Origin of the sequence: Albidovulum sp. (assembly GCF_041919395.1) — a bacterium.
In the GTDB taxonomy this organism is placed as follows: domain Bacteria; phylum Pseudomonadota; class Alphaproteobacteria; order Rhodobacterales; family Rhodobacteraceae; genus Albidovulum.
The window spans coordinates 1-18,202 of sequence record NZ_JAYRTX010000016.1 but is presented as its reverse complement, the minus strand read 5'-3'; the positions used below and the strand labels follow the sequence as shown (position 1 = coordinate 18,202).

Here is an 18,202-nt window from a genome sequence, read left to right as displayed (position 1 = left end):
CGCGTTTGGCCGTCCTGGGACCGCTCCTGCGAACCGTGCCGTCATCCCAGAACGGCGCGTACGGCCTTGCGGGCGGCGGCGACGACGGTATCCGCCTCGGCCGGTGTCATGCAGAGCGGCGGCGCGAAGCCGAGAATGTCGCCCTGCGGCATGGCCCGCCCGATCACGCCTTCGTCGAGCAGCGCCGAGGCGACGGCCGGCCCGACCTTGCGCGCGGGGTCGAAGAAGCGGCGGTCGTCGCGGTCCTCGACGAATTCCACCGCCGCCATGAGGCCATCGCCCCGCACCTCGCCGACGTTCGGATGACCGGCCAGCGCCTCGGTCAGCGCCGCACGGAAATAGGCGCCGGTTTCGCCGGCGTTCTGCACCAGCCCGAGTTCGTCGATCAGCTCAAGATTCGCTACCCCGGCGGCGGCGCAGACGGGATGGGCGGAATAGGTCCAGCCGTGGCCTATTGGGCCGAGCTGATCCGAGCCCTGTACCAGAACCTGCCACATGCGGTCCGAGACGATGGAGCCCGATAGCGGCGCATAGGCCGAGGTCAGACCCTTGGCGATGGTGATCAGGTCCGGCTCCATCCCGTAATGGACCGAGCCGAACATGGTGCCGAGCCGGCCGAAGCCCGTCACCACCTCGTCGGCGACCAGCAGGATGTCGTATTTCTTCAGCACCGCCTGGATCGCCTCCCAGTAGCCCTTCGGCGGTGGCACGATGCCGCCGGTGCCGAGGATCGGCTCGCCTATGAAGGCGGCCACCGTATCGGGCCCCTCGGCCAGGATCATCTCCTCGAGCTTTGCCGCACAGTGGGCGCTGAACTCCTCCTCGGTCTGGCTGCGATCCTCGCGGCGGAAGTAATAGGGCGCCTCGGTGTGCAGGATCGGCGCGCGCGGCAGGTCGAAGGCGTTATGGAAGAGATGCAGGCCGGTGAGCGAGCCGGTCATCACGCCCGAACCATGATAGCCGCGCCAGCGCGAGATGATCTTCTTCTTCTCGGGCCGGCCGAGGATGTTGTTGTAGTACCAGATCAGCTTGATGTTGGTCTCGTTCGCATCCGACCCCGACAGGCCGAAGTAGACCCGGCTCATGTGCTCCGGGGCGCGTTCGATGATCATCCGGGCGAGCGTGATCGAGGCCTCCGTCCCGTGGCCGACATAGGCGTGGTAATAGGCGAGTTCCCTCGCCTGTTCGGCGATGGCCTCGGCGATCTCGGTCCGGCCATAGCCGACATTCACGCAGTAAAGCCCGGCGAAGGCATCGAGGCTGCGGCGGCCGTTGGTATCCACGATCGTGCAACCCTCGCCTCCGGCGATGACGCGGCGCGGCGTCTCGCCGCGCGCATGCATCCCCATGTGGGTCGAGGGATGGAAGAAGTGGTCGCGGTCCCAGGCGTTAAGGTCGTTGTCGCGGTCGAGCATGGTCTTGTCCTTTCCCGCTTTCAGGCGGCGGTGTCGATGCAAAGATATTTCAGTTCGGTGAAGGCCTCCATCCCGTGGCGCGACCCTTCGCGGCCGAGCCCGGACTGATTCCAGCCGCCGAAGGGAACCGGCCCCCCGGTGATCTTCACCCGGTTGACGGCCACCATGCCGAAGTCGAGCGCGCGCGACAGCCGCATCGCCCGTGCCCCGTCGCGGGTGACGACGTAGGCGACGAGGCCGTAGTCGGTATCGTTCGCGCGGGCGATCACCTCGGCTTCGGTGTCGAACGGGAGGAGCGATGCAACCGGGCCGAAGGTCTCCTCGCGGTGGATCAGCGCATCGTCGGGGGCGCCCTCGATCAGCGTGGGAAGGTAGGCGAGCGGCAGGTCGGGATGCACGCCACCGCCGGTGACGATCCGGCCGCCGCGCGCAACGGCATCCTTGACCTGCGCGGCCACCTTGGCGACGGCGCGGGCGTGCATGAGGGGCCCGATCTCGGTTCCCGGCTCCAGTCCCGGGCCGACCTTCAGCCTTGCGATGCGTTCGGCGAGCCGCCTGGTGAGGGCCGGCAGCAGCGGCCGTTCCACGTAGATGCGGTTGGCGGCAAGGCAATCCTGGCCGGAAGTTGCGAACTTCGCGGCCATCGCGATCTCCACCGCGCGGTCGAGATCGGCGTCGGCAAAGACGATCAGCGGTGCGTGCCCGCCAAGCTCCATCACCAGCCGTTTCATCGTCGGCGCGCATTGCGCCGCGATCAGGCGGCCGACTTCGGTGGATCCGGTGAAGGACATGGCGCGCAGGCGGTCATCCGCGCACATCCGGCCGACGATTGCGGCGGCATCGCCGGGTACCACGTTCAGCACTCCGGAAGGAAGCCCGGCGCGTTCGGCCAGTTCCGCCAGCGCCAGCGCCGAGAGCGGCGTTTCCGCCGAAGGGTGGACGACACAGGTGCAACCGGCGGCCAGCGCCGCGGCCACCTTGCGGGTGATCATGGCCGAGGGGAAGTTCCAGGGTGTCGCCACGCCGACCGGTCCCAGGGCCTCGCGCCTGACGACCATCTCGACATCCCGCAGATGCGGGGTCACGCCCTCGGCGTTCATCCGCGGCGCCTCGCCGGCGTACCAGTCGAGGAACTCCGCCGCATAGGCGATCTCGCCGTGCGATTCGGAGAGGGGCTTGCCCTGTTCCAGCGTCATGATCAGCGCCAGGTCGTCGGCGGCTGCCAGCATCAGGTCGCCCCAGCGGCGCAGGACGCGCGCGCGGTCCTGCGGCAGGCGGTCGCGCCAGCCAGGAAAGGCCGCGGTGGCGGCGGTGATGGCCGTGTCGGCCCCGCCTTCGCCAAGTGCGGCGACCCGGGCGACGAGCGCCCCGCTGGCCGGATCGGTCACCGCGAAATCGGCAGCGTCAGGCGCGGCAGTCCAGCGTCCGCCGATGTAGCCGAGCGTGCGCAGAAGCGCCCGGTCGCGGAGCCGCGACAGGGCCGGGTGGCTGGTCTGGAGGGTCTGGGCATTCATCGCGGGTGCTCCTGTCCGGTTTTGTCCAGAGTGACCGCAATCGTGCAGAGAAGGGGGCCAAATTACCCGCCCGGCATGGACCGAATGCCAGTGCAATGCCGGGTTGGGTAGAGACTTTCTCTACCCGGCCCCGAAGAGCGCCAGCGGCAGGGCATCCTCCTCCTTTACCGTCTTCGTGACGATGTAGGTGACGTAGCGGTCGATGCCGATCTCGGTTGCGAGCATCCGGTCGATCAGCCGTTGATAGGCGTCGATGTCCCTCGCCACGACCTTCAGCATGTAATCGACGCCGCCACCGACCGACCAGCAGGAGACGATCTCTTCCATCCCGGCCACGGCGCGCTCGAAGCGATCGAAGTCGGACTGGCGATGGTTGGCGAGTGCCACCTCGACGAGCACGGTGGCGAAGGGCGCGATGCGGCGGGGGGCGAGGCGCGCGTGGTAGCCCGCGATGATCCCGGCCTGTTCGAGCTTTCTGAGCCGGATCCAGCAGGGTGTGGGCGAAATCCCCGCCACCTCGGCGAGTCTCAGCTTGGTGATCCGGCCATCCCGCTGCACCGCGTCGAGGATTCTCAGGTCGATGGCGTCCAGTTTCATCGCGACATCCCGCAAATCTGCAATTGCACATTGATATGAATTTGCGCAGATTTGCAATCATGACAAACTGGATCCCCGACCCTGCCGCGCTGGCGCGCCCCGCTTATCTGTCGCTGGCCGAACAGTTCGCCCGCGCCATCGAAAGGGGCGCCCTGCCTGCTGGCGCGCGGCTGGTGCCGCACCGCAAGCTGGCCGATGCACTCGGGCTCTCGGTTCAGACCGTGAGCCGCGCCTATGACGAGTTGATTCGCCGTGGGCTGATTACTGGCGAGGTGGGTCGGGGCTCCTTCGTTCTGGGTCCGGGCGCCGAGGCGCGCCAACCCTACCTGCCCGAGCGACCGGGCGAGGTGATCGACCTGTCGATCCTGAAGCCGGTGGTCGAGGCGATGCATCTCGACCGCCTGCGCGAGGGTTTCCTCTGGCTGGGTGAGAACCTCGCGGCATCCTCCGCCATGTCCTTCCGCCCGAACATGGTGATGCCGCAACACCAGGCGACGGGGGCCGACTGGCTGATGCGGCAGGGCATTCCGGCCGAGCCGCAGGGAATCATCGTGACCAATGGCGCGACGCCCGCGATCACCGCCGCCGTGATGGGCGTGGTGCCCCCGGGGTCCGGCCTTGCGGCCGAGGCGCTGACGCATCACACGCTGAAGCCACTCTGCACCTATCTCGGGCTCCACCTCGAGGGCGTGGCGATGGACGGCGCCGGGATGTTGCCCGCCGGCCTCGACGAGGTAGCACGCAAGGGATTGATCCGCGGCGTATATCTGCAGCCGAACGTGATTAATCCGCTGGCCGTGATGATGCCGGCGGAGCGGCGGGCCGAACTGGTGGAGGTGGCCCGGCGGCATGATCTCGCCATCATCGAGAACGATATCCTGAACGTGATGATCCCTGACCGCGCGCCCGCCATCGCTGCCCTGGCGCCCGAACGCACGCTCCATATCTGCGGTTTCACCAAGATCACCGTCCCCGGGCTTCGCATGGCCTATCTTCACGCGCCGCCCCGCCATGCCACCGCCGTGTCAAACCGCCATCTGGTGGCGAACTGGATGGCGACGCCACCCATGGCGGACCTGCTGAGCCACTGGGTCGGCAACGGGACCGTGGCCGAACTGGCGGCCTGGCAGGCTCGGGCGCTGGCCGACCGGCATGCGCTCGCCGCGGAGGTGCTTGGAGAACGGATGCCCTCCTGCCACGGCAAGAGCCTGCATCTCTGGCTGCCCCTGACCGAGGGCTGGAGGGAGGAGGAATTCGTCGAGCAGGCGCGCCTGCGCGGGGTCGCCGTGGCTGCGGGAAACGCTTTCAGGACGATCGAGCGCGGGCGGCGGGACGCGATTCGGGTGGCGCTTGGCTCGACCCGGATCGAGGAGTTGCGTCGGGGCCTATCGACAATCGCTGCGATGCTCTCCGACGCGCCGGAGGTGCTGCTGCCGACGATCTGATGGGCGGGCAGAAAATTATTGTCATGATATTATTTTGGAATTGACATGATATTAAGTCAAGCTAATTCTCCCCCGAACTCAGGTGGGGAAATGGCGTGACCGGGCCGATCATCCGAATCGACAGGCTGGACAAGTCCTTCGGGGCGCTGAAGGTGCTCGACGGGTTGTCCTTCGACGTGATGCCGGGCGAGAAGCTTGCGCTGATCGGGCCGTCCGGGTCCGGCAAGACCACCATCCTGCGCATCCTGATGACGCTGGAGACGATTTCGGGCGGCCATGTCGAGGTTTGTGGCGAACAGCTTTTCCACATGCAGCGCGGCGGCCGCGAAGTGCCGGCGGACGAGGCGCATCTTCACCACATGCGCCGTCACATCGGCATGGTGTTCCAGCACTTCAACCTGTTTCCGCACAAGTCGGTGCTCGACAACATCACGCTTGCGCCGATCCTGACGAAGGGCGAGCCGCGGGCAAAGGCGGAGGCCCGGGCGAAGGAGTTGCTGGAGATGGTGGGGCTGGCCGACAAGGCGGAAGCCATGCCGAGCCAGCTTTCGGGCGGGCAGAAGCAGCGTGTCGCCATTGCCCGCGCGCTGGCCCTCAAGCCGCGGATCATGCTCTTTGACGAGGTGACATCGGCGCTCGATCCCGAGCTGGTGGAGGAGGTGCTTCTGGTCATGAAGCGCCTCGCCGCGGAAACCGACATGACGATGCTTCTCGTCACGCACGAGATGGGCTTCGCCCACGAATTCGCCGACCGCGTTCTCTTTTTCGACAAGGGCCGCATCGTCGAGCAGGGGCCGCCCGAAACGATCTTCCGCCACCCGACGCACGAACGAACACAAGCCTTCCTGCGCAAGATCATTGCCGCAGGGCACCGCGTCTGAGTTCCACATCCGACAGAGAGGACGACAATGAGAAAGACACTCCTTACGCTCACACTCGCCGCTGCCCCGTTCGCCGCCTTCGCCGACACGCTCGACGACCTGAAGGCCCAGGGCTTTGCCCGCATCGCCATCGCCAACGAGCCGCCCTTCACGTCCGTGGCCGCCGACGGCACGGTTTCGGGCGCGGCGCCCGACGTGGCGCGCGAGATATTCAAGCGCCTCGGCGTGCCGGAGGTCGTGGCCTCGATCAGCGAATACGGCGCGATGATTCCGGGCCTTCAGGCCCGCCGCCATGACGCCATCACCGCGGGTCTCTTCATGAAGCCCGAGCGTTGCCAGGCCGTGGCCTATTCCGAGCCGGTCCTCTGCGACGCGGAGGCTTTCCTGGTGCCGAAGGGCAATCCCAAGGGCTACAAGTCCTATGCCGACATCGCCGCCGACCCCGAAGGGACGATCGGCGCGCCGGGCGGTGGCACCGAGGAGAAGCTTGCACTGGAAGCCGGCGTGCCGCGGGACCGGGTGATCGTCGTGCCCGACGGCCAGTCCGGCCTGAAGATGCTGCAGGACGGCCGCATCGACGTCTATTCGCTCCCGGTGTTGTCGATCTCGGACCTGATGGCCAAGGCGGGCGACCCGAACCTCGAGATGTTCGCCCCGGTCGTCGGCGCGCCGGTCTATTGCGATGGCGCGGCCTTCCGCAAGGAAGACGCAAGCCTGCGCGACGCCTTTGACGTGGAACTGGCCAAGATGAAGGAATCGGGCGAATTCGCCGCCATCATCGAACCCTACGGCTTCTCGGCCGCGGCGGCGATGTCCACCAGCCGCGCCCAGCTCTGCGGCGAGTGAACCCGTTTCTTTGGTGGCGCAGGAACATCCTGCGCCACCCCTCCAGCTTGTGAAGGTTGCCCACGCATGGCCGAGTGGTCCGGATATCTGACACTCATTCTTCAGGGTGCGCTGGTGACGGTGCAGCTCACGCTGATGGGGTCGGCGCTCGCGCTGGTGGTGGCCTTCCTCGCTGGGCTCGGCCGCATCGCGCCCTGGGGACCGCTGCGCTGGCTGGCGACGGCCTATATCGAGTTCTTCCGCGGCACGTCGATCTTCGTGCAGCTCTTCTGGGTCTATTTCGTCCTGCCCTTCGCGGGCGCGAGCCTGTCGCCGCTGGCAGCGGGTGTTCTGGCGCTGGGGCTCAACGTCGGTGCCTACGGCGCCGAGGTCGTGCGCGGCGCCGTCCTGTCGGTGCCGCGGGACCAGCGGGAGGCGACCGTGGCGCTGAACCTCACGCCTTACCAGCGTATGCGCCATGTGATCCTGCCGCAGGCGCTGCCCCTCATGCTGCCCACCTTCGGCAACAACGCGATCGAGCTTCTGAAGGCCACCGCCGTGGTCTCGCTGATCTCGCTCACCGACATGACCTTCCAGGCCCAGGTCGTGCGCGCGCAGACCGGCAGCACGCTGGTCCCCTTTCTCACCATCCTCGTCCTCTATTTCCTGATGGCGCTGGCGATATCGGCCGGCGTCCGGGCGTTCGAACGCCGGCTGACCGCTGGACTCGACGGGGTGCGCTGAGATGGACTGGGACTGGGGCTTCGTCGCCGAGATCATGCCCACCCTGCTGCAGGGCCTGAAGCTCACGCTGATCGTCACGCTTCTCTCGGCGGCTGTCGCGGCCGTGCTGGGACTCGGACTCGCCATCGCACGCCGTTCCGCCAACCGCTACGTCGCGCGGCCCGTCGCCTTCGTCGTCGAGTTCATCCGCGGCACACCGCTTCTGGTCCAGCTCTACTTCATCTTCTATGTCCTGCCCGATGCCGGCATCCTGCTGCCGCCCCTTGTCGCAGGCGTTATCGGCATGGGCCTGCACTACGCCACCTACACCGCCGAGGTCTACCGGGCGGGCATCGAGAACGTGCCGAAGGGTCAGTGGGAGGCGGCACGGGCCACGAACCTGACGATGCGTCAGACCTGGGTCCATGTCGTCGTACCGCAGGCGGTTCCGCCGATGATCCCGGCTCTGGCGAACTATCTGATCGCCATGTTCAAGGAAACGCCGCTCCTGTCGGCGATCACGGTGCTTGAACTGATGAACCAGGCCAAGTCGGTCGCGAACTCCAGCTACCGCTACATCGAGCCAATGACGCTTGTCGGCGCTTTCTTCCTCGCCATGAGCCTCGCTTCCGTGGTCATCCTGCGCTGGCTTGAACGCCGTTACGGAAGGCTTGGCACGTGACCGACATCCGCATCCCTGCTCGCGCGCCGCGCCTTGATCCGCGCCCCGTGGCGCATCGCATCGGGCTGGTTGCCCTTTCCACGGACCACACGATCGAGGTGGACTTCGCCCGCATTCTCGCGCCGGCCGGGGTCGCGGTCTATGTGAGTCGCATCCCGTTCGCCAATCCGGTGACGCCCGAGACGCTGCGCGCGATGGCGGGCGATCTGTCAGGCGGTGCGGCGCTGATCCTTCCGGGCGAGGAGCTCGACGCGATCGTCTACGGGTGCACCTCGGCCTCGGTCTGCATCGGCGATGGCGAGGTGCGCGCACAGATCGCGCGGGGCAAGCCCGGCTGCCCCGTGGTCACGCCGGTTTCTGCCGCCCTGAAGGGGCTGCGGGCGATGAAGGCACGGCGGATTTCCGTCCTGACCCCCTACACGCCCGAAACCACCCGCCCCATGGCCGCGATGTTCGAAGCGGAGGGGTTCGCGCTGGACCGCGTCACCTGCCTGAACATGACCGACGACCGCGACATGGCCCGGATCGCGCTGGACGATCTGGTGGACCTTGCCGCCTCGGCGGCCGATCCGGCGTCGGAGGCGCTCTTCGTATCCTGCACCGCCGTGCGCGCTGCGGGAATCATCGACCGGATCGAGACCGCCACGGGGCGCCCGGCGCTGTCGTCGAACTACGCGGCCGCCTGGAATGTCGCACGCATCTGCGGCGTCACCGGCGCGGCCGCCCCCGGCCATCTCATGTCGTTGCCCCTGGGGACATGATGGCTGGCCTTCCCGTCACGATCAACGACATCAGGATGGCGGAGGCGCGGATTGGGACCCTCATCCGGCGAACGCCGATGCTGGCCGACCCGCGTCTGCCAGGCGTGCGAATGAAACAGGAATACCGGCAGGAAACCGGCGCATTCAAGTTTCGCGGGGCCACGAACGCGGTGCTGGCGCTGCCGCCCGAGGTTGTTGCGCGGGGTGTCGTCACCGCCTCCACCGGCAATCACGGTCGGGCGCTCGCCCGTGCCGCGGGCGCGGCGGGCGGTCGGGCCGTGGTCTGCCTCTCGCGCCTTGTCCCGGCAAACAAGGTTCAGGCGGTCCGCGACCTCGGCGCCGAAGTACGGATCGTCGGGCGGAGCCAGGACGAGGCGATGGCGGAGGTCGCCCGTGCCGTGGCCGAAGAGGGACTGACCGAGGTGCCGCCCTTCGACGACGCCGCCGTCGTTGCGGGGCAGGGGACGCTCGGGCTTGAGATCCTCGTCGATTGCCCGGCGCCTTCGGCCGTTCTGGTGCCCCTCTCGGGCGGGGGGCTGGCCTCGGGTGTCGCGGCCGCAGTCAAGGCGCGGTCGCCCGCGACCCGGCTGATCGGCGTCAGCATGGAGCGCGGAGCGGCGATGGCGGCGAGCCTCGCCGCGGGCCGGCCAGTCGAGGTGGAGGAAGAGCCGACGCTCGCCGATTCCCTCGGCGGCGGCATCGGGGCTGGCAACCGTGTGACCTTCGCGATGTGCCGGGCGCTTCTCGACGACGTGATCCTCGTCACCGAGGAGGAGATCGCCGCCGCGATGCGCCACATCCATGCGGTCACGGGCGATGCGGTGGAAGGTGCGGCCGCAGTGGGCCATGCGGCGATCCTGTCGGGCCGCGTCAGCCCCGGCCCCGACACCGTCTGCATCCTTTCCGGCGCCAATGTGGCCCCCGAGACCTTCGTCCGCGTGCTGGGGGATCAGACGAGATGAGAGACCCCGTGACCATCCTGACCGAGGCGGACCTGCGCCGGCTCGTGCCGCTCGATCTCGATGCCATCGATTGCGTTGAGGACGCGTTCCGTGCGCTGGCCACGAAGCCGGTGGCGATGCCGCCGATCCTCAGGCTCGACATTCCCGAGCATCGGGGCGAAGTGGACGTGAAGACGGCCTATGTACCGGGGATCGACCATTTCGCCATCAAGATCAGCCCAGGCTTCTTCGGAAACCCCGAGATCGGCCTGCCCTCGACCAACGGGATGATGGTGGTTCTCTCGGCGAAGACCGGACTCGTGCAGGCGCTTCTTCTGGACAACGGTTACCTCACGGACGTGCGCACAGCGGCCGCCGGGGCGGTGGCTGCGCGGCACCTGAGCCGTGCGGACAGCCGGACCGCGGCGATCCTTGGCGCCGGAATGCAAGCCGAGATGCAGGCACGGGCGCTTGCGCTGGTCCGGCCCGTCAAGACGTTCCGGATCTGGGCCCGCGACCCGGAAAGGGCGGCCGCGCTTTGCGCCAGGCTGCGCGGCCAGGGCCTTGACGCCCGGCCCACGGACACCGTGGCTGAGGCGACCGAAGGCGCCGACATCATCGTCACGACGACGCCGGCGCCGCGCCCGATCCTCCATGACGCCGTGCCCGGCCAGCACGTGACCGCGATGGGCTCGGATGCCGGGCACAAGAACGAAGTTGCGCCCAAATTGCTGGAACGGGCATATTACGTGGCCGACCGGCTGACACAGACCCGGGTGCTCGGCGAGCTGCACCACGCCATCGCCGGCGGGGTCGTGCCGGCCGACCTGAGCTTCCCCGAACTCGGCCAGATCATCGCGGGGCTTGCCCCCGGGCGCACCGCGCCTGGACAGGTCACCCTCGCCGACCTGACCGGGACCGGCATCCAGGATACCGCCATCGCCGCCCTTGCCGTGACGCGCGCCCGCGCCGCCGGTGCCGGGCAGAGTTTTACCGTTTGAGGATGAGAGAAGGGCCCGAGCGCCCGAGGAGGACACCCTGATGACCGAGGTTCAACTGCGCTTCACGCGCGAGGAATACGCGAGCCGCCTGGACAAGACCCGCCGCGCGATGGAGGCGAAGGGCGTCGATCTCCTGATCGTCGCCGACCCTTCCAACATGAACTGGCTCACCGGCTATGACGGCTGGTCGTTCTACGTCCACCAATGCGTGATCGTGCCCCCGCATGGCGAGCCGATCTGGTTCGGTCGCGGGCAGGATGCCAACGGGGCCAAGCTGACCGCCTACCTGCGCCACGAGAACATCATCGGCTATCCCGACCACTACGTGCAAAGCACCGAGCGGCACCCGATGGACTACCTCTCAGGCATCCTGAAGGACCGCGGCTGGGGCGGGCTCAGGATCGGAGTGGAGATGGACAACTACTACTTCTCGGCCGCCGCCTTCGCGAGCCTCACCCGCCACCTGCCCGACGCCCGCTTCAGCGATGCGACTGCGCTCGTGAACTGGCAGCGCGCGGTGAAGTCGCCGCAGGAAATCGCCTACATGCGCAGGGCCGCCCGGATCGTCGAGAAGATGCATGCGCGCATCGTCGACAAGGTTGAGGTCGGGATGCGCAAATGCGACCTGGTCGCCGAGATCTATGACGCAGGCATCCGGGGCGCCGACGGGTTCGGCGGCGACTACCCGGCAATCGTGCCGCTGCTGCCCTCGGGTCGCGACGCCTCGGCCCCGCATCTGACCTGGGACGACAAGCCGATGAAGACGGGCGAGGGCACGTTCTTCGAAATCGCCGGATGCTACCACCGCCATCACGTGCCGCTGTCGCGCACGGTCTTCCTCGGAAAGCCGACGCAGGCCTTCCTCGACGCAGAAAAGGCGACGCTGGAAGGGATGGAAGCGGGCCTCGCGGCGGCGAAGCCCGGCAACACCTGCGAGGACATCGCGCGGGGTTTCTTCGGCATTCTGGCGAAATACGGGATCATCAAGGACAACCGGACCGGCTATTCGATCGGCGTCAGCTATCCGCCGGACTGGGGCGAGCGCACCATGTCCTTGCGCCCCGGCGACAGGACCGTGCTGCAGCCGGGCATGACCTTCCATTTCATGACCGGCCTCTGGCTCGAGGACATGGGACTCGAGATCACCGAATCCATCCTGATCACCGAGACCGGCGTGGAATGCCTCGCCAATGTCCCGCGCAAGCTCTTCGTGAAGGACTGAGACCGTGCTGATCCAGCAGCAACTGATCGCATCGCCGGTGACGGCAACGGTGGATTTCGCCGCTCCGGGCGTCCACCACGGATTCCTGCGGCTGCCCTACAGCCGCGACGACGCGGCCTGGGGGTCGGTAATGATCCCGCTCGCCGTGATCAGCAACGGCGAGGGGCCGACCGTCCTTCTGACCGGGGCCAATCACGGCGACGAATACGAAGGGCCGATCGCGCTCTTCGATCTCGCCGCGACGATCCGTGCCGAGGAGGTGACGGGCCGCATCATCATCGTCCCGGCCATGAACTATCCCGCGTTCATGGCCGGCACCCGCACCTCGCCCATCGACCGCGGCAACATGAACCGCAGCTTCCCCGGCCGGCCCGACGGCACGGTGACGCAGAAGATCGCCGACTACTTCCAGCGGGTCCTCCTGCCGATGTCGGACGTGGTGCTGGATTTCCACTCCGGCGGCAAGACGCTCGACTTCCTGCCCTATTGCGCGGCCCACGTTCTGGCCGACAAGCGGCAGGAGGCGCAGGCCTTCGATCTGGTGCGCGCGTTCGGGGCGCCCTACTCATGCAGGATGCTCGAAATCGACGCCGTCGGCATGTACGACACCGCGGCCGAGGAGATGGGCAAGATTTTCGTCACCACCGAACTTGGCGGTGGCGGCACCGCCAGCGCCCGGACCGCAGGGATCGCCATCCGCGGCTGCCGCAACCTTCTCGTCGCCGCCGGGGTCCTGAAGGGCGCGGTGGAGCCGCAGCCGACGCAATGGCTGGACATGCCGGACGACGACTGCTTCACGTTCTCGGAGGACGCGGGCCTCATCCGCTTCTCAGCCGATCTCGGTGACCGGGTAGAGAAGGGGCAGACGATCGCCATGATCTATCCGACGAGCCGCACCGGGCTCGCGCCCGTCGCCGTTGCGGCGCGCCGTTCGGGCCTTTTCACCGCGCGGCATTTCCCGGGACTGGTCAAGCCCGGCGACTGCGTCGCGGTTGTTGCGGACGAGGTGGACGGCTGAGGTCCCGGAGGCAGACCGCGCCGCGGCGGCGCGTCAGCTGCGCTCCAGGGTCTCGATGAACCGGGCGAAAAGTTCGCCCTGCGAACTGATGCCGAGTTTGGCGTAGATGTTCCGCCGGTGAATGCGGACGGTGCCCGAGGCGATCCCGAGCACCTGTCCGAGCGCCTCGGCCGAATAGCCCTTGAGCGTGTACTCCGCCACCTCGCGTTCGCGTTCGGTCAGCTGGCTCGCTCCGAAGCGCTGGAACGTCCGCTCGATCTGCCCCGTAGACCCTTCGCTCCCAGCTGCGGCCGGGCGGTCGAACCGTTCGGCGAGCCCGCGCCAATTGCGCGCGACAGCCGCTTCCACCACCGGCGCGGCTTCCGCAAGCGCGGCAAACTCGCGGGCCGAGAACGGCTTCGACGCCCGCATCAGCGAGACGACCACCATGGCCCCCTGCCCTGTGTCCACGAAGAAGCCGATCTCTTCGGCCAGCCCGGTCTGGACATAGTAGTTGCGGAAGTATTCGCCCTGATAGAACCGGTCCGGCGCAAGGTCGCGCATCCGGTAGAGCCTGGGCGCGACCGGCCGCGTCGCCGCGAGGTAGAACGGGTCGAGCAGATAGGGGCCGGCCTGGTAGTCCGTCACGAACACCGCGCGCTTGGCGGCGGGGAAGTCGTCGAAGAGGTCGATGGGCTGCGAGGACCCGCGATAGCCGAAGATGACCGTGAAGTCGTAGGGTGTGATCGCGCGGAGGAAGGCGGCGAGGTGCTTCGGAAAGTCCGGCGTGGCCTCGGCCGCGATCAGGACGCCGATGTGGGGGAGAAGGGAGTGTCCGCTCATCGCCGCTGCGTTTCCCGACCGTGATATGCGTTTTGGGGTATATACAGGCGCGGCCCCGGTTTCTACGCTTTCGGTCAATTCAGGGCATATGCCGCGAGTGGGGTGCGGGTGGCGGACGGAACGGAGACTCCCATTGCCGAATTGCGCGCGGCGACGAAACGCTACGGTGCCGTCGTGGCCGCGCGGAGCCTTGACCTTTCGATCCGACGCGGGGAGTTCCTGTCGTTCCTCGGCCCTTCCGGATGCGGCAAGACTACCGCGCTGAGGATGCTCGCGGGGTTCGAGGTGCCGACCGAGGGCGAGATCCTCCTGGACGGCCAGAGGGTGAACGACCTGCCGCCGCACCGCCGCCCGGTGAACATGGTGTTCCAGCACTATGCGCTCTTTCCGCATCTGTCGGTTGCGGACAACATCGCCTACGGTCTCCGCCAACGCCGTCCGCGCCCGCCGGCGGCCGAGGTCGACTCCGCCGTGGCGAAGGCCCTCGAAACCGTGCGGCTGCCGGGTTTCGGGCCCCGCCGGATCTGGGAGATGTCGGGCGGCCAGCAGCAGCGCGTGGCGCTGGCCCGCGCCATCATCAACGAGCCGAAGCTCCTCCTGCTCGACGAACCGATGGCCGCGCTCGACAAGAAGCTCCGCCACGACATGCAGATCGAGTTGCAGACCCTGCAGCGGACGCTCGGCATCACCTTCATCCTGGTGACCCACGACCAGGAAGAGGCGCTGTCGATGTCCGACCGCATTTGCATCATGCGGGACGGCCAGATCGTGCAGGTGGGCAGCCCGCGCGATCTCTACGACCGGCCGAAGAACCGCTATGTCGCGGATTTCGTCGGCAAGTCGAACTTCTTCGAGGGCACCGTGCGCGCAGTCGAGGGCGGCTCGGCGCGGCTGGACTGCGCGGGCGGGATCCGTGTCGTGGGCCGTCCGAGCGAAGGTGTCGCCACGGGACAGGCGGCCATCGCGAGCCTCAGGCCCGAACAGATCAGCCTGACGCGCGGGGAAGACGGCATTCCGGTGACGGTCGTCAACCGGATCTTCCTCGGAGAACATACAGAATATCTGGTCCGGAACCCCGATCTGGGCCAGTTCCTTGTCCTCAGCTCGCGTCAGGCCGAAGCGGGGGAGGGCAATTTCGAACCGGGGGAAACGGGACGGGCGCGATGGCGCGATGGCGCGGCGCTGATCCTCAAGAACGACTGACCAACTGGGAGAACGAACATGACGGACCGGAAGGACTTCATCTCTCGTGAGAAATTCATGGCCGAACTCTGGCGCTACAAGAAGGGCTCGGTCACGCGGCGGCATTTCCTCGGCGTGACGGGGCTGGGACTCGCGACCTCGGTCCTTGGCTCGGCCGTGCCGGGCCTGCGGCGGGCTGCCTGGGCACAACAGAACATCGGCGACCGCGTCGTGCTGGCCACCTGGCCCAACTACCACGACCCGGCGAACTTCGAAGCCTTCACGGCCGCAACCGGGGCCGCGGTGGACGTGAACGTCTTCGGCTCGAACGAGGAGATGCTGGCCAAGCTGCAGGCCGGCGGATCGGGCTGGGACGTCTTCGTGCCGACCAACTACACGATCACCACCTATGTCGGCGAGAGCCTGATCGAGCCGCTCGATCTCGCGAAAATCCCGAACTACGACGCGGCGTCCTACAACCAGCGCTTCGCGGGCCCCGGAACGGTCGACGGCACCGTCTATGCCGTGCCGAAGAACTGGGGCACGACGGGCTTTGCGGTCAACACCTCGCAACTCGGCAGCCTGCCGAAGCCGACGACATGGAAGGAGTTCTGGGATATCACCATGGCCGAGTTCTCGGGCCGGACGATGGTCCATGACTATCAGCTGACCACCATCGGCAACGCGTTGAAATACTACGGCTATTCCTTCAACTCGATCGACCCGAATGAACTCGCCGATGCCGAGAAGCTGCTGATCGAGGCCAAGCCGCACCTCTTCGCCATCTCGTCGGACTACCAGCCCTCGATGCGATCGGGCGACGCCTGGATGACGATCTGCTGGACCGGCGACGGCAAGCAGATGAACCGCGACATGCCCGAGATCGAGTATGTCCTCGGCAAGGAGGGCGGCGAGCTCTGGTCGGACTTCTACGCGATCCCGAAGGGCGCCCCGCATGTGGACGCGGCCTATGCGCTCATCAACTTCCTGCTCGACCCGGCGGTGAACGCCAGGGAATCGCTCTTCCACGGCTATCCGACGGCCGACGCCCGTGTCGACGCGCTGATGCCGCCCGAGGTGCTCAACGACCCGATCCTCTACCCGGCGCAGGAACTCCTCGACGCGCTCGAATTCGGCGCCGCGGTGACGCTGACCGATCCCAACCGCGCCGAACTGATGGCGCGCTTCAAGTCGGCCTGAGCCGATGAGGCCGAGGCTGAGGACGACCCTTCTGATGGCGCCGGCGACGGCGTGGCTTCTCGCCATGCTCGTGCTGCCGCTCGTCGTCGTGGTCGTCTTCAGCTTTGGCGAGCGAGCGGCGGCGGGGGGCTACTCCGCCGCCTTCACCTTCGAGAACTTCGCCAACCTAGGGACGCGCTGGGCGGCGTTCCAGAACACGCTCATGCTCGCTCCCGCGGGCACCATCCTCTGCCTTCTCATCGCCTATCCGCTTGCCTACTATCTTGCCATAAAGGCCGATGCGCGGTGGCGGACGCTTCTTCTCATCCTCGTCATCGTGCCCTTCTGGACCTCGATCCTGATCCGCTCCTATGCCTGGATCTACCTTCTGGGCGGTCAGGGCATCCCGAAGCTCCTCAGCACGTTCGGGCTCGGCAACCCGCGGCTGATCAACACACCCTTCGCGGTGCTGACGGGCATCGTCTACGGCTACCTGCCGCTGATGGTCTTCCCGATCTATGTCAGCCTCGAACGGCTCGACAAGCGGCTCCTCGAAGCCTCCGCGGATCTCGGCAGCCCACCGTGGCGCAGCTTCCTGCAGGTGACGCTGCCGCTCTCGATGCCGGGTGTCGCCACCGGCTGCATGCTGGTCTTCATCCTCTTGATGGGGGAGTTCCTGATCCCCGCCATGCTCGGCGGCGGCAAGGTCTTCTTCGTCGGCAATGCGCTGGTCGACCTCTTCCTGCAATCGCGCAACTGGCCGTTCGGGGCGGCGGTCGCGGTCGCGCTGGTCGTCGTCATGCTCGTCACCGTCACCCTCTACATGCGCCTTACGCGGCGCTGGGCGGGTGCGCGTGACGAGGTCGCGTTGATGTGAGGGCGCGATGCGGACCTATGCGATCGCTGTCTACCTCTTCCTCTACATCCCGATCGGGGTGATCGCGATCTTTTCCTTCAACGCGGGCCGCCATGCCGCGCAGTTCCAGGGCTTTTCGACCCAGTGGTATGGCAAGGCACTGTCGAACCCCTTCGTGATGGAGGCGCTGCAGACCTCCGCCACCGTCGCGACGGTATCGGCCGCACTGGCGACGGTCGCGGGAACGCTGGCGGCGCTGGCCCTGCAGGGCGTTACCGGGCGACCTCGGATCATCTTCGACGCGCTCATCTACGTTGCAGTGATGGTGCCCGGCATCGTCATCGGCATTTCCACACTCATTGCGCTCGTGACGCTCTTCGACTTCCTGAACCCGGTGCTCTCGGCGCTCTGGCCGCTGGCGGGGGCGGCGCCGAAGCTCAACCTCGGGACAGGCACGCTCATTGCCGCGCACGGACTCTTTGCCATGGCGCTTGTCGTCATCATCGTGCGGGCCCGGGTGTCGGGCATGGACCGGAGCCTTATCGAGGCATCGGCCGACCTCGGTGCCACACCCTGGGGTACATTCCGCCAGGTAACGCTGCCACAGATAGCCCCGGCAATCCTCGCGGGGTTCCTCCTCTCCTTCACCTTCAGCTTTGACGATTTCATCATCGCGTTCTTCGTGGCAGGGTCCGAGACGACGCTGCCGATCTACGTCTTCTCCTCGATCCGGCGCGGAGTGACGCCCGAGATCAACGCCATCGGGACAATGGTGCTGGCCGCCTCGCTCGTCGTACTGATCGCCGCGCAGGCGATCCTTCAGCGCGGCCGCCGCCGGGAAACGTGAGGGGGGCGGGCGTGCTGCTCAGCGATCGCGTCGCCTTCGTCACAGGGGCCGGTTCGGGGATCGGCCGGGCAGGGGCGCTTGCACTGGCAAGGGCGGGGGCAACGGTCGTCGTCACCGATCTTGTCGCCGAGCGTGCGACGGCCGTTGCGGCCGAGATCGTCGCGATCGGAGGCCAGGCCGAGGGTTTCGCCCTGGATGTGACCGACGACGTCACGCTCGGCGCAGCGATCACTGCGGCGGACCGCCGACACGGGCGGCTCGACATCCTTCATTCCCATGCCGGCATCCAGA

19 protein-coding genes are annotated in these 18,202 nt (G+C 67.2%); 15 read left to right on the top strand and 4 right to left on the bottom strand.

All coding sequences use genetic code 11. From position 1 onward, the window contains the following. Nucleotides 1-41: 41 nt before the first annotated feature. From ACMUOO_RS04735 to ACMUOO_RS04725, 3 genes are all read right to left on the bottom strand, one after another. A complete protein-coding gene (locus tag ACMUOO_RS04735) occupies nucleotides 42-1,415 on the bottom strand; it encodes an aspartate aminotransferase family protein (protein ID WP_301918418.1) in 1,374 nt (457 codons plus the stop codon). Between the two features lie 20 nt (nucleotides 1,416-1,435). Further along, the gene (locus ACMUOO_RS04730; protein ID WP_301918419.1) at nucleotides 1,436-2,929 is read right to left on the bottom strand and encodes an NAD-dependent succinate-semialdehyde dehydrogenase; all 1,494 of its coding nucleotides are present in this window, start codon (nucleotides 2,927-2,929) and stop codon (nucleotides 1,436-1,438) included. Nucleotides 2,930-3,049: 120 nt separating this feature from the next. Continuing rightward, nucleotides 3,050-3,526 carry an Lrp/AsnC family transcriptional regulator gene (locus ACMUOO_RS04725; protein ID WP_301918420.1) on the bottom strand — a complete coding sequence of 159 codons (477 nt, stop codon included), beginning with the start codon at nucleotides 3,524-3,526 and terminating at the stop codon, nucleotides 3,050-3,052. A gap of 59 nt (nucleotides 3,527-3,585) precedes the next feature. Between ACMUOO_RS04725 and ACMUOO_RS04720 the strand changes: the two genes are divergently transcribed. The 10 genes from ACMUOO_RS04720 (at nucleotide 3,586) to doeB (ending at nucleotide 13,025) form a co-directional block, all read left to right on the top strand. Continuing rightward, on the top strand, nucleotides 3,586-4,971 hold the full coding sequence (locus ACMUOO_RS04720) for a PLP-dependent aminotransferase family protein (protein WP_301918421.1): 1,386 nt from the start codon (nucleotides 3,586-3,588) through the stop codon (nucleotides 4,969-4,971). 95 nt (nucleotides 4,972-5,066) lie between these two features. Beyond that, nucleotides 5,067-5,852, top strand: a complete 786-nt coding sequence (gene ehuA, locus ACMUOO_RS04715; protein ID WP_301918422.1) for an ectoine/hydroxyectoine ABC transporter ATP-binding protein EhuA — start codon at nucleotides 5,067-5,069, stop codon at nucleotides 5,850-5,852. A gap of 27 nt (nucleotides 5,853-5,879) precedes the next feature. Then, on the top strand, nucleotides 5,880-6,698 hold the full coding sequence (gene ehuB / locus ACMUOO_RS04710; RefSeq protein WP_301918423.1) for an ectoine/hydroxyectoine ABC transporter substrate-binding protein EhuB: 819 nt from the start codon (nucleotides 5,880-5,882) through the stop codon (nucleotides 6,696-6,698). 66 nt (nucleotides 6,699-6,764) lie between these two features. After that, on the top strand, nucleotides 6,765-7,421 hold the full coding sequence (ehuC, locus tag ACMUOO_RS04705; RefSeq protein ID WP_301918424.1) for an ectoine/hydroxyectoine ABC transporter permease subunit EhuC: 657 nt from the start codon (nucleotides 6,765-6,767) through the stop codon (nucleotides 7,419-7,421). A gap of 1 nt (nucleotide 7,422) precedes the next feature. Further along, on the top strand, nucleotides 7,423-8,082 hold the full coding sequence (ehuD, locus tag ACMUOO_RS04700) for an ectoine/hydroxyectoine ABC transporter permease subunit EhuD (protein WP_301918425.1): 660 nt from the start codon (nucleotides 7,423-7,425) through the stop codon (nucleotides 8,080-8,082). Next, complete coding sequence (gene eutA, locus ACMUOO_RS04695; protein WP_301918426.1) at nucleotides 8,079-8,843, top strand: ectoine utilization protein EutA; 765 nt, start codon at nucleotides 8,079-8,081, stop codon at nucleotides 8,841-8,843. The genes ehuD and eutA overlap by 4 nt, the downstream gene beginning before the upstream one ends. Then, nucleotides 8,840-9,805, top strand: coding sequence for a hydroxyectoine utilization dehydratase EutB (eutB, locus tag ACMUOO_RS04690; RefSeq protein WP_413854897.1), 966 nt, complete (start codon nucleotides 8,840-8,842; stop codon nucleotides 9,803-9,805). The genes eutA and eutB overlap by 4 nt, the downstream gene beginning before the upstream one ends. Then, nucleotides 9,802-10,785 (top strand): ectoine utilization protein EutC, encoded by a 984-nt coding sequence (gene eutC, locus ACMUOO_RS04685; RefSeq protein ID WP_301918428.1) that lies wholly within the window; start codon nucleotides 9,802-9,804, stop codon nucleotides 10,783-10,785. Before eutB ends, eutC begins: the two co-directional genes overlap by 4 nt. Before the next feature lie 40 nt (nucleotides 10,786-10,825). Beyond that, complete coding sequence (doeA, locus tag ACMUOO_RS04680) at nucleotides 10,826-12,007, top strand: ectoine hydrolase DoeA (RefSeq protein WP_301918429.1); 1,182 nt, start codon at nucleotides 10,826-10,828, stop codon at nucleotides 12,005-12,007. 7 nt (nucleotides 12,008-12,014) lie between these two features. After that, nucleotides 12,015-13,025: a N(2)-acetyl-L-2,4-diaminobutanoate deacetylase DoeB gene (doeB, locus tag ACMUOO_RS04675; RefSeq protein WP_301918464.1), complete on the top strand. Its 1,011-nt coding sequence runs from the start codon at nucleotides 12,015-12,017 to the stop codon at nucleotides 13,023-13,025. Between the two features lie 33 nt (nucleotides 13,026-13,058). Here the strand turns inward: doeB and ACMUOO_RS04670 are convergent, their stop codons facing one another. Then, the gene (locus tag ACMUOO_RS04670; RefSeq protein ID WP_301918430.1) at nucleotides 13,059-13,847 is read right to left on the bottom strand and encodes a helix-turn-helix transcriptional regulator; all 789 of its coding nucleotides are present in this window, start codon (nucleotides 13,845-13,847) and stop codon (nucleotides 13,059-13,061) included. A gap of 108 nt (nucleotides 13,848-13,955) precedes the next feature. Between ACMUOO_RS04670 and ACMUOO_RS04665 the strand changes: the two genes are divergently transcribed. The 5 genes from ACMUOO_RS04665 to ACMUOO_RS04645 all read left to right on the top strand — a co-directional run. Next, nucleotides 13,956-15,050 carry an ABC transporter ATP-binding protein gene (locus tag ACMUOO_RS04665; protein ID WP_301918431.1) on the top strand — a complete coding sequence of 365 codons (1,095 nt, stop codon included), beginning with the start codon at nucleotides 13,956-13,958 and terminating at the stop codon, nucleotides 15,048-15,050. Between the two features lie 18 nt (nucleotides 15,051-15,068). Beyond that, on the top strand, nucleotides 15,069-16,229 hold the full coding sequence (locus tag ACMUOO_RS04660; protein WP_301918432.1) for an ABC transporter substrate-binding protein: 1,161 nt from the start codon (nucleotides 15,069-15,071) through the stop codon (nucleotides 16,227-16,229). Between the two features lie 4 nt (nucleotides 16,230-16,233). After that, complete coding sequence (locus ACMUOO_RS04655) at nucleotides 16,234-17,085, top strand: ABC transporter permease (RefSeq protein ID WP_301918433.1); 852 nt, start codon at nucleotides 16,234-16,236, stop codon at nucleotides 17,083-17,085. Between the two features lie 7 nt (nucleotides 17,086-17,092). Then, entirely contained in the window at nucleotides 17,093-17,911 is an 819-nt protein-coding gene (locus tag ACMUOO_RS04650) for an ABC transporter permease (RefSeq protein ID WP_301918434.1), read from the top strand. 11 nt (nucleotides 17,912-17,922) lie between these two features. Further along, nucleotides 17,923-18,202: SDR family NAD(P)-dependent oxidoreductase (locus tag ACMUOO_RS04645; RefSeq protein ID WP_413854896.1), on the top strand; the 280-nt coding region annotated here is incomplete at its 3' end.

What these genes read in the sequence shown, in the direction of transcription:
- ACMUOO_RS04735 (WP_301918418.1), bottom strand. Translation starts at nt 1,415, where the DNA reads ATGCTCGACCGCGACAACGACCTTAACGCCTGGGACCGCGACCACTTC.
- ACMUOO_RS04730 (WP_301918419.1), bottom strand. Translation starts at nt 2,929, where the DNA reads ATGAATGCCCAGACCCTCCAGACCAGCCACCCGGCCCTGTCGCGGCTC.
- ACMUOO_RS04725 (WP_301918420.1), bottom strand. Translation starts at nt 3,526, where the DNA reads ATGAAACTGGACGCCATCGACCTGAGAATCCTCGACGCGGTGCAGCGG.
- ACMUOO_RS04720 (WP_301918421.1), top strand. Translation starts at nt 3,586, where the DNA reads ATGACAAACTGGATCCCCGACCCTGCCGCGCTGGCGCGCCCCGCTTAT.
- ehuB (WP_301918423.1), top strand. Translation starts at nt 5,880, where the DNA reads ATGAGAAAGACACTCCTTACGCTCACACTCGCCGCTGCCCCGTTCGCC.
- ehuC (WP_301918424.1), top strand. Translation starts at nt 6,765, where the DNA reads ATGGCCGAGTGGTCCGGATATCTGACACTCATTCTTCAGGGTGCGCTG.
- ehuD (WP_301918425.1), top strand. Translation starts at nt 7,423, where the DNA reads ATGGACTGGGACTGGGGCTTCGTCGCCGAGATCATGCCCACCCTGCTG.
- eutB (WP_413854897.1), top strand. Translation starts at nt 8,840, where the DNA reads ATGATGGCTGGCCTTCCCGTCACGATCAACGACATCAGGATGGCGGAG.
- eutC (WP_301918428.1), top strand. Translation starts at nt 9,802, where the DNA reads ATGAGAGACCCCGTGACCATCCTGACCGAGGCGGACCTGCGCCGGCTC.
- doeA (WP_301918429.1), top strand. Translation starts at nt 10,826, where the DNA reads ATGACCGAGGTTCAACTGCGCTTCACGCGCGAGGAATACGCGAGCCGC.
- ACMUOO_RS04670 (WP_301918430.1), bottom strand. Translation starts at nt 13,847, where the DNA reads ATGAGCGGACACTCCCTTCTCCCCCACATCGGCGTCCTGATCGCGGCC.
- ACMUOO_RS04660 (WP_301918432.1), top strand. Translation starts at nt 15,069, where the DNA reads ATGACGGACCGGAAGGACTTCATCTCTCGTGAGAAATTCATGGCCGAA.
- ACMUOO_RS04655 (WP_301918433.1), top strand. Translation starts at nt 16,234, where the DNA reads ATGAGGCCGAGGCTGAGGACGACCCTTCTGATGGCGCCGGCGACGGCG.
- ACMUOO_RS04650 (WP_301918434.1), top strand. Translation starts at nt 17,093, where the DNA reads ATGCGGACCTATGCGATCGCTGTCTACCTCTTCCTCTACATCCCGATC.